Annotated in this window: 8 protein-coding genes and 1 pseudogene; 4 read left to right on the forward strand and 5 right to left on the reverse strand. The window is 72.2% G+C overall.

Annotated features, from left to right (window positions below):
• Positions 1–17: 17 nt before the first annotated feature.
• Positions 18–605 (forward strand): TetR/AcrR family transcriptional regulator, encoded by a 588-nt coding sequence (locus tag ACZ63J_RS33490; protein ID WP_465401384.1) that lies wholly within the window; start codon positions 18–20, stop codon positions 603–605.
• Here the strand turns inward: ACZ63J_RS33490 and ACZ63J_RS33495 are convergent.
• The gene (locus tag ACZ63J_RS33495; protein ID WP_465401385.1) at positions 602–1,705 is read right to left on the reverse strand and encodes a Gfo/Idh/MocA family protein; all 1,104 of its coding nucleotides are present in this window, start codon (positions 1,703–1,705) and stop codon (positions 602–604) included. The genes ACZ63J_RS33490 and ACZ63J_RS33495 overlap by 4 nt on opposite strands.
• Positions 1,702–2,436 carry a sugar phosphate isomerase/epimerase family protein gene (locus tag ACZ63J_RS33500; RefSeq protein ID WP_465401386.1) on the reverse strand — a complete coding sequence of 245 codons (735 nt, stop codon included), beginning with the start codon at positions 2,434–2,436 and terminating at the stop codon, positions 1,702–1,704. The genes ACZ63J_RS33495 and ACZ63J_RS33500 overlap by 4 nt, the downstream gene beginning before the upstream one ends.
• A 197-nt stretch (positions 2,437–2,633) precedes the next feature.
• Between ACZ63J_RS33500 and ACZ63J_RS33505 the strand changes: the two genes are divergently transcribed.
• Together ACZ63J_RS33505 and ACZ63J_RS33510 are read left to right on the forward strand one after the other, a co-directional pair.
• Positions 2,634–2,828 carry a hypothetical protein gene (locus ACZ63J_RS33505; protein WP_465313641.1) on the forward strand — a complete coding sequence of 65 codons (195 nt, stop codon included), beginning with the start codon at positions 2,634–2,636 and terminating at the stop codon, positions 2,826–2,828.
• A gap of 77 nt (positions 2,829–2,905) precedes the next feature.
• Positions 2,906–3,751, forward strand: coding sequence for an SAM-dependent methyltransferase (locus tag ACZ63J_RS33510; protein ID WP_465401387.1), 846 nt, complete (start codon positions 2,906–2,908; stop codon positions 3,749–3,751).
• Between the two features lie 13 nt (positions 3,752–3,764).
• Here the strand turns inward: ACZ63J_RS33510 and ACZ63J_RS33515 are convergent, their stop codons facing one another.
• On the reverse strand, positions 3,765–6,620 hold the full coding sequence (locus ACZ63J_RS33515) for an RICIN domain-containing protein (protein WP_465401388.1): 2,856 nt from the start codon (positions 6,618–6,620) through the stop codon (positions 3,765–3,767).
• A gap of 68 nt (positions 6,621–6,688) precedes the next feature.
• Here ACZ63J_RS33515 and ACZ63J_RS33520 point away from each other — a divergent pair.
• Positions 6,689–7,167 (forward strand): annotated as a pseudogene (locus tag ACZ63J_RS33520) (DNA alkylation repair protein).
• Here ACZ63J_RS33520 and ACZ63J_RS33525 read toward each other — a convergent pair.
• Positions 7,164–8,138: a transporter gene (locus ACZ63J_RS33525; RefSeq protein WP_465401389.1), complete on the reverse strand. Its 975-nt coding sequence runs from the start codon at positions 8,136–8,138 to the stop codon at positions 7,164–7,166. The pseudogene ACZ63J_RS33520 and the gene ACZ63J_RS33525 overlap by 4 nt on opposite strands.
• Positions 8,135–9,028, reverse strand: a complete 894-nt coding sequence (locus ACZ63J_RS33530) for an ABC transporter ATP-binding protein (protein WP_465401390.1) — start codon at positions 9,026–9,028, stop codon at positions 8,135–8,137. Before ACZ63J_RS33530 ends, ACZ63J_RS33525 begins: the two co-directional genes overlap by 4 nt.
• Between the last annotated feature and the right edge of the window lie 139 nt (positions 9,029–9,167).

A 9,167-nucleotide genomic window follows, 5' to 3' on the forward strand; every position in this document is an offset into this window, starting at 1 on the left:
GAGACCACCGCGACCCCGTGACCGGGGGCTACCTGAAGGGCCGGATCCGCCGTGAGGACATCATCACGGCGGCGGCCGCGGCCTACGGCGAGCTCGGTTACCACGGCTCGTCGCTGCGGGAGATCGCCAAGCGCGTCGGGATCTCCCACGCGGGCCTGCTGTACCACTTCCCCACCAAGGAGGCCCTGCTCGCCGCGGTGCTCGAACGGCGCGACGCCGAGGACTCCGAGCGCGAGCAGCTGACGGTGCCGCCCGGCATCGAGGTCCTGCGCCACTTCGTCGCGCTCGCCGGGCACAACGTCCGGCACCCCGGCATCGTCGACCTCTACTCGCGGCTGGCCGCCGAGGCGGTCGCCGCGGACCACCCGGCGCACGAGTACTTCGTGCGCCACTACCGGGCCGCGCGCGCCAGCGTGCACGAGTCGTTCGAAGCCCTGGCCGCCCGCGGCGAGCTGCGCGACGGCGTCGAGCCCGGGATGGCCGCGCTGACGTTCATCGCGCTGATGGACGGCCTGCAGGTGCAGTGGCTGACCGCGCCCGCTGACGTGGACCTGGTCGGTTCGCTGCGCTTCGCCCTGCAGAACCTGCTCACCGTCCCGATCTAGAGGGTTTTCGCGTACGGGTCCCAGGCCGCCGGCAGCGCGGGCGGGACCTCGACACTGCTGACGACTTCGACGGACTGCCCGCGGGTCATCGATTCGTCGATGGCCAGCATCGTGTCGAGCACGTGGTAGGCCAGCTCGCCGGACGCGCGTTCCGGCACCCCCGCGCGGATCGCCCGGGCCAGCTCCAGCACGCCGGTGCCGCGCGACGCCGCGTGCCCGTGCGCCGGCAGCTCTTCCGGCTCCTCGTGCCCGAGCAGGTGCAGCCGGGTCGGCCCGTCGAAGCGGTTCGGGTCCGGCAGCACGGCGGTGCCGAGCGTGCCGGTCACCTCGACGAACCCGGCCCGTTTGAGCGCCGAGTCGAAGCTCAGCACGAGCTGGGCCGAGCCGCCCGCCTCGAACTCGACGAGCGCGGTGACCGTGGTCGGCACCGTCACCGGGAACTCCGTCCCGGCGCGCGGCCCGGACCCGATCACGCGGGTCTCGCGCGCCCGGCCGCCGGCCGCGGTGACCCGCCGGACCGGGCCGAGCAGCTGCACCAGCGTGGTCAGGTAGTACGGGCCCATGTCGAGCAGCGGCCCGCCGCCGGCCTGGAAGAGGAACTCCGGCGCCGGGTGCCAGCTCTCCGGCCCGGGCACCTGGAACAGCGCGAGCGCGGTGAGCGGCCGCCCGATCCGGCCCGCGTCGACGGCCTGGCGGGCGGTCTGCGGGCCGGCGCCGAGCACGGTGTCGGGCGCGCTGGCCACGCGCAGGTTCTTCTCCCGTGCGCGGTCCAGCAGCTTGCGGCCGGTCTGGCGGTCGAGGGCGAGCGGCTTCTCCGCCCAGACGTGCTTGCCCGCTTCGAGGGCGGCGAGCCCGACCTCGACGTGCGACGCTGGGAGGGTCAGGTTGACGACGATCTCGACCCCGGGGTCGTCGAGCAGCTCGGGCACCGTGCTCGCGTGCGGGACGCCGAACTTCTCCGCCTGTGCGGTGGCGCGGGCGGCGTCGAGGTCGGCGATCCGCAGCACGCGGACGTCGGGGAAGCTCGTGAGGTTCTCGAGGTAGGTGCCGCTGATGACGCCGGCGCCGATCACCCCGACGCCGACCGGGCCGCCGGTCACCGGCCGGCGCCGGTGAGGAAGGCGTGGCTGGCGGCGATGGCCTCGAAGAGGTCGCCGTCGTAGGCGTCGAACTCGATGACGCGCAGCGCGGCGGGCGCGGCCGCGAGCACCTCGGCGACCGGCACCCGGCCCTGGCCGGCGGGGAGCTGGCCGGAGGCGTCGGTGGCGAGGCCGCCGTCCTTGACGTGGATGGCCCGGACGCGGTCGCCGAGCCGGCCCAGCAGCGCGGCCGCGTCCTCGCCGCCGGCGGTGGCCCAGTACGTGTCGACCTCGAGCGCGACGGCCGGGTCGAGCTGGTCGGCGAACACCTCGAAGGCGCTGCGGCCGTCGATCCGGGACTCCAGCTCCCACCAGTGGTTGTGGTAGCCGACGCCGACGCCGTGCTCGGCCGCGACCTTCGCCGCGGCGTTCAGCGCCTCGGCCGTCGCGGCGATGTCGGCCGGGTCCTGCCACTGCTCGGGCTTGACGAGCGGGTCGATCACCAGGCCGATGCCCAGCTCCGCCGCCGCGGCGAAGACGGCCGCCTGGTCGGCGCCGAGCAGGCGCGCGTGCGCGGTCGGGGCGGTCAGCCCGTTCGCCGGCAGGCCGGCCCGGAGGGCCTCGACGTTCTCGACGACGCCGTAGGGCTCGACCTGCGTGAAGCCGATCGCGGCGAGCCGCCGCAGGGTGTCGGCGGGGTCCGCCGCGAAGGCGTCGCGGACCGAGTACAGCTGCACGGAAAGCGGGCTCATCCCAGCTCCTGGGGTCACGGTGGCGGGTCCTCAATTTCTACCATGTGGTCAGAATTGGCACCAGGGATTTCGGGACGGGTCCACCGGACGGCGGCAGCGGCGTGCCGAGGCTCACGACCCGGGGTGTTTTGGCGAGCGCCCGGTGGGGCAGTAACGCAGGGAAGGCGGGGGCCAGGCCGATCCGGGAGGTGCCGGTAGTGGACAGGGCAGGGGACGAAGTGGACACCGGGGCCATCGAGCACCCGGCGTCCCGTCGCGACCTGACGGAACTGTCCGAGGCCGCGCGAGACCTCGACCGCCGCATCGAGCAGCACCTCGAGCGGCTGCGCCGCGAACGCGCCGAGCGCGCCCGCGACGACATCCCCGACCAGCGGCTTCGCCCCAGCGGCTGACCTCGTCTTCACCGCGCGGACCCGAGCTACTACGCTGGGTGGCCCAACGCCACGCGCCGGAGTCCTGCGAGGTCGCCATGTCCGAGACGCTGTCCCCGAGCCAGAAGCCGGTCGGAGTCGACCCCGCCCGGCCGAGCATCGCGCGGATCTACGACGGGTTCCTCGGCGGCAACAACTTCTACGAAGTCGACCGCGTGGTGATGGAGAAGATCCGTGCCGCGGTCCCGGAAGCCGTCGACATCGCCCGTGGCAACCGCGGCTTCCACAACCGCGCGCTGCGGATGCTCGCGAGCCAGACCAGGATCCGCCAGTACGTCGACTGCGGCTCGGGCCTGCCGACGGCGGAGAACACGCACCAGATCGTCCAGCGCATCGACAAGGACCACACGGTCGTCTACATCGACAACGACCCCGTCGTCCTCGCGCACGGCCGGGCGCTGCTCGTGGAGAACGACTTCACGCACATGGTCGAAGCGGACATCTTCGAGCCCGAAGCGGTGCTCGGCAACGAGGTCGTCCGCCAGCACGTCGACTTCTCGGAGCCGGTCGCGCTGCTGCACGTGGGCACGATGCACCACTTCGAAGGTGACGGCGCGGCCGACGTCATGCGGCAGTACATCGACGCGCTCGCCCCCGGCTCGTACGTGGTGCTGTCGCACTTCTTCGACCCCGAGGTGCCGGAGCTGACCGAGATCGCCAAGCGCATCGAGAACATCCTGACGCAGGGCCCGCTCGGCGCCGGCCGGTTCCGCACGCGGGTGGAGATCGAAGCCATGCTGCCGGGCCTCGAGCTCCTCCAGCCGAACGCGACCTCCGCGCCGGGCCTCGCGGTGTGCGACGAGTGGTGGCCGGACGGGCCCCGGCTCACGCCCCTGTCGGGTTCGGCGAAGTGCGTGGCCGGGATCGTCGGCGTCAAGCGTTGACCCGGTTCGCCGGCTAACGCAGCCGCCACAGGTGGTCGGCGGTCCCGGTGTCCCCGAACTGCACCACTTGGGCGCTGTCCGCCGTGGACATCCCCGCGACGCCCAGCACCTTGCCGGAGTTGCGGTTCACGATCCGGAACCAGCCGCTGCCGTCGTCGCGCAGCCGCCAGTCGTGGTCCGCCGACCCGTTGTCGGCGAACTGGACGACGATCGCGCTGTCCGCCGTCGACATCACGTCCACGCCGAGCACCTTGCCCGAGTGGACGTTGCGGATCCGGAACCACCCGCCCGCGGCCGGCTCGAACGTCCACAGGTGGTCGTCGGTGCCGTTGTCGGCGAACTGCACCACCCGCGCACTGTCCGCAGTGGACATCTGATCCACCCCGAGCACCTTGGCCGAGTTGCGGTTCTCGACCCGGACCCGGCCGTCGGGCACGAGTGACCACACGTGGTCCGCGGTGCCCGAGTCCGCGAACTGCACCACCTGCGCACTGTCCGCCGTGGACATTCCCGCGACGCCCATGACCTTGCCGGAGTTGCGGTTCTTCAGCCGCCACGCGCCGTCGCCGTTGTCGACGAGCTGCCACAGGTGGTCCGCGGTGCCGTTGTCGGTGAACTGGACGACGATCGCGCTGTCCGCGGTGGACATCTGGTCCACGCCCAGCACCTTGCCGGAGTGGTGGTTGCGGATCCGGTACCAGCCGTCCCCGTTCGGGACCAGGTGCCAGACGTGGTCGTCGGTGCCGTTGTCGGCGAACTGCACGACCCGCGCACTGTCCGCAGTGGACATCTGGTCCACGCCGAGCACCTTGCCGGAGTTGCGGTTCACGATCCGGAAGCCCGCTCCCCCGCCGCCGGGCGACCACGGGTGGCCGTTCGGATCGGCCGTCGGGAACGACGTGACGCGCAGCCGCGCGGCGCCCATCGGGATCAGCGTGACCGTCTCGACCGCCGCGTCACTGCGGGCCGGGGACGCCTGCAGTGGCGTGACGACGTTCTGGTCGTCGGTCGTCCACTCGGCGATCTTCCGCGCGGGCGCGGTGATCTTGACCGGCGTGGTGTCGGGCGTGAACGGGTTGGCGGGCAACGCGCCGCCGGCCGCGGAGAAGGTCAGCGCGGCGCCCGGGGTGAGGCCGTAGTTCCACGGCGTCGTCGCGTGCACCGCGTACTCCGGGAACTGCGCGTTCCCGCCGATCTGCTGGTAGCTCTCGCCGACCTTCAGCGAGTAGGTCAGCGGGCCGTGGTCGACGGACACGGAGTCGTGGTTGGCCGACCAGGTCCGCGTGGTCGTGCGCTGCGGCAGGGTGAGCGTGACGACGTCACCGTTCGCCCAGGTCCGGTCGACCTTCACGAACGACGGCCCGGCCGTCGCCGCCACCGCCGCCCCGGCCACGACCAGCCGCGGCGCGGCGCACCACGCGGGAATCCGGAAGTACAGCGGGAACGCCAGCCGCTTCGGCGTCCGGACGGTGAAGGTGACCTGCTCCGAGAACGGGTAGGTCGTGTCCTCGGTGATGGTCACGGCGGTGCCGTCACCGACCTTCGCCGTGACGCTGCTGGCGGAGTACATCGCGGCGGCGAGACCGTTGTCCGGGGTGGCGAGCCACAGCTCTTCGGTGAAGTACGGCCAGCCCATGCCGTAGTTGTGCGGGCAGCAGCGGTACTGGTCGACGCCCGGCAGGTAGGCCTGCATCGCGAAGCCGTTCTGGAACTGGCCTTCGCTCTTGGGCACGTTGTCGAGGTCGACGCTGTTCGCGCTGGTGATGTAGTGCACGGCGCGCCCGGCCGGGTCGAGCGCGGCGGGCAGGGAGTTGAAGGCGAGGTCCTCGCAGCGGTCGGCCCAGACGGGGTCGCCGGTCAGCCGGGTGAGCAGCTGGTGGCTCGCCATGAACTCGACGATCCCGCAGGTCTCGAAGCCCTGGCGCGGGTCGCCGAACCCGGGCCGCGCGTTCTCGTCCCCGGCGAACCCGCCGCCGGCGAACTGGCCGTAGGTGGCCATGACCGTGTTGTAGTCGGAGTAGGTGGCCTGGGTCAGGCTCGCGTTGCCGGACCGCAGCGCGTACTGGGCGGGTTCGCGGAAGCCCTGGGCGATGTTGACGTTGTGCAGGCTCGGGAGGTTGTTCACCCAGCTGGCGCCGAAGCTGTGGATCTTGTCGGCGAGGTCGAGCAGGAAGGTGTCGCCGGTGCGGTTGAACAGCCAGAAGACGCTGTCGAGGCCGTCACCCCAGCGGACGGACACCCAGCTGGAGTCGAACGCGCTCTTGCCCTGGGCGTTCATGTAGCGGAGGAACCGGGTCAGGAACGGGACGACGCGCGTGTCGCCGGTGTACTCCTGCCAGGAGCGCAACGCCTGCAGCAGCGGGAGGTACGGCCAAAAGTCGGGGCCGTTGTTCAGCGCGGTGCGCAGGGCAGTGGGCCCGAAGAAGCCGTCGGACTGCTGGGTGGCGAGGATGGCGTCGATCCACTTGGCGGCGGTGGCTTTCGCGGTGGCGTCCCCGGTGACGGCGGCGAGGTCGACGTACCCGCGCAGCCAGTAGGGCACCTCTTCCCAGCCGGTGCGCTCCGGGTGGACCCAGCCGCTGGTGGTGAAGTCGAGGAAGTGCGACGTCTCGGCGTAGTGCCCGCAGAGGCCGTCGAGCTGCAGCCGCAGCTGGCCGGCGAGCCAGCCGCGGGCGGTGACCGCGCCGGGCGGCAGCTTGAGGAAGGCGGCGGGTTTCAGGGGCGCCGCGTTCGGCGTGTAGAACCCACCCGAGGCGGGGGCGACCTTCCGGCAGCGGAGCACGGCGGCCCCGGCTTCCCGGACGTTCGCGCCGGTCAGCAGGGTGGCGGCGACGGCTCCGGTGACGAACTGCCTGCGGCTCAGCGACACGGGATCAGCCTCCGCTTGTCGTTACAACGTTGTAAAAACAGTCTTACCCGTTCGATACAACGTTGTAAATCCGCCGTTCGTCGGAGCGTGCCGCGGCGGCGGCCGAGGTGACGGCCGAGCTCTCCGCGCTCGAGGACACCAAAACGCGGGCGGTGAACGAGAAGCACGGTGACGACCACGGCGTGAACCTCGGCAAGCTGCGCGCGGTCGCGAAACGGCTGAAGACGCAGCAGGAGCTCGCCCGCGAGCTCTGGGCGACCGGCGACACCGCGGCCAAGCTGCCGGCCACCCTGATCTGCCGCCCGAGGGCGTTCGAGCGGGCCGAGCTGGACACCATGCTGCGCGAGGCGCGCACCCCAAGGTGCACGACTGGCTCGTCGGTTACGTCGTGAAGAAGAGCCCGCACGCCGAAGCGTTGCGGCTGGCCTGGTACGCCGACCCGGACCCGGTCGTCGCGAGCGCCGGCTGGGCGCTCACCACCCCGAACTGCACGTCGCCGTTCGCGCCGGTCTGGATCACCGAGATGGTCCGCCGCCAGAACGCCTAAGCGATCGTGCGCAGCCGGCGGGTCGCGAAGTACACCAGTGCCGCCGTCAGCAGCACGAAGATGCCGGTCTCGATCCCCTGGAACGTCCAGAACCGGCTGCCCGGCTGGTACTCCATCCAGTTGTACGCGCCCGGTCCCACGCCTCCGCCGGCGCCGCAGCCGCCCGGTGGGCACGGGCCGATGCGGGCGTCGGGCAGCACCAGGTCTCCCGCCGCGTTGCGGACGCCTTCCGACATCACCCAGTCGCCCGACGCCGGGTTCGGGGTCTGCTTTCCTTCCGGCGCGAACGTCAGGGTCTGCGCCGGCAGGTACCGCGGCCGCGCGAGGACCTCGACGGCGATGCGGACCACCGCGTACCCGACCAGCGCCGTCCCCATGGCGGGCAGCACCTTCGGCCAGTACGTCCCCACGAAGACGCCGAGCGCGAGCGCGAAGAGCGTGTACGCGATCGGGACGATCCCCTGGACGTCGAAGGACAGATACGTCAGCCGGCCCGTGCTCGCGCTGACCAGCGGCTGGAACCACCACGACACGCCCAGCGCGTACCCGACGGCCAGCACCGCCGTGATCGCGCCGACCAGGCCGAACTTCACCAGGCCCCACCGCAGGCGGCTGACGCCCTGGGTCCACACGAGCCGGTGGGTGCCCTGCTCGACCTCGCGCGAAACCAGCGGCGCGCCGAAGAACACCCCGACCAGCACCGGAAGGATGACGAACAGGACCGCGACGAACACCATGCCGCCGAACTGCTGCTGGAACTGGTGGCCGAGGCTCTCGCAGTTCGCCGTCGCCTCGGTCTGCGTGATCATCGACGCGCTGCCGAGCGCGGCCCGGCACGCGGGCAGCCCGAGTCCGTTGTACTTCGAATGCATCGCCAGGCCGGTGGGCACCATGATCGCGGCGAGCACCCCGAGGGCCACCAGCGTGAACAGCGCCTGCCTGCGGTGCTGGCGCCAGGTCAGCCAGATCATGCCGGCACCCCCCACGCTTCGGCCGTCGCCCGGGTTTCGCCGACGGCGAGGTGGGCCAGCACCAGGTCCTCCAGGGTCACCTCGTGTTCGGTCCACAGTGGATCGATCGGGCCGTCGCCGCGGCGGACGAGCAGCGTCGACTGGCGTTCGGTGTGGCTGGCGCGGACCACCTCGGCGACGCCGGTGATGGACTCGCTGCCCGCCCGCGGTCCGACGAGCGTGCGGTGCGTGTCGAGCAGCTCGTCGACCGGCCCGGCGAGCCGGACGCGGGCGCCCTGCAGCAAGACCAGGTGGTCACAGCTGCGTTCGAGGTCGGCGAGCAGGTGCGAGGACAGCAGCACGGTGGTCTCGCTCTCGGCCACCGCGCCCATCAGCGCCTGCATGAACTCCCGGCGCGCCAACGGGTCCAGGCTCGCGATGGGTTCGTCGAGCAGCAGCAGCCGCGGGCGCTTGGCGAGCGCCAGCGCCAGCGCGACCTGCGCCCGCTGGCCGCCGGAGAGCTTGCCGACCGGCCGGTCCGGCGGGATACCCAGCGCCGCGAGCCGTTCGCGGGCCAGCGCGGCGTCCCAGCGGCGGCGGTTCAGCTTGCCGCCCATGGTGATCAGCTCCGCCGCGGTGAAGTCGCGGTAGAGCGGGGTGTCCTGCGCGACGAACCCGATGTCGGCGAGCACCGAAGCGCCCTCGCGCGGGTCGCGGCCGAACACCCGCACCTCACCCGCGTCGGGCCGCAGCAGCCCGACGACCAGGTGCAGCAGGGTCGTCTTGCCCGCGCCGTTCGGGCCGACGAGCGCGGCGATCCGCCCGGCGGGCACCTCCAGCGCGCAGTCCCGCACCGCCCAGGTGCGCCCGTAACGCTTGCCCAGCGCTCTGGTCTCCACCGCCAGTTCCATCCGGACTCCCCTACGACAGGTCCTGGGGGGGGGGGGGGGGGGGGGGGGGGGGGGGGGGGGGGGGGGGGGGGGGGGGTTTTGGGGGGCCTGGGGTGTTGGGGGGGTCCAACCCCGAGACCAACCACATCCCCCATGGGGC

Source organism: Amycolatopsis sp. NPDC104863, assembly GCF_055582965.1.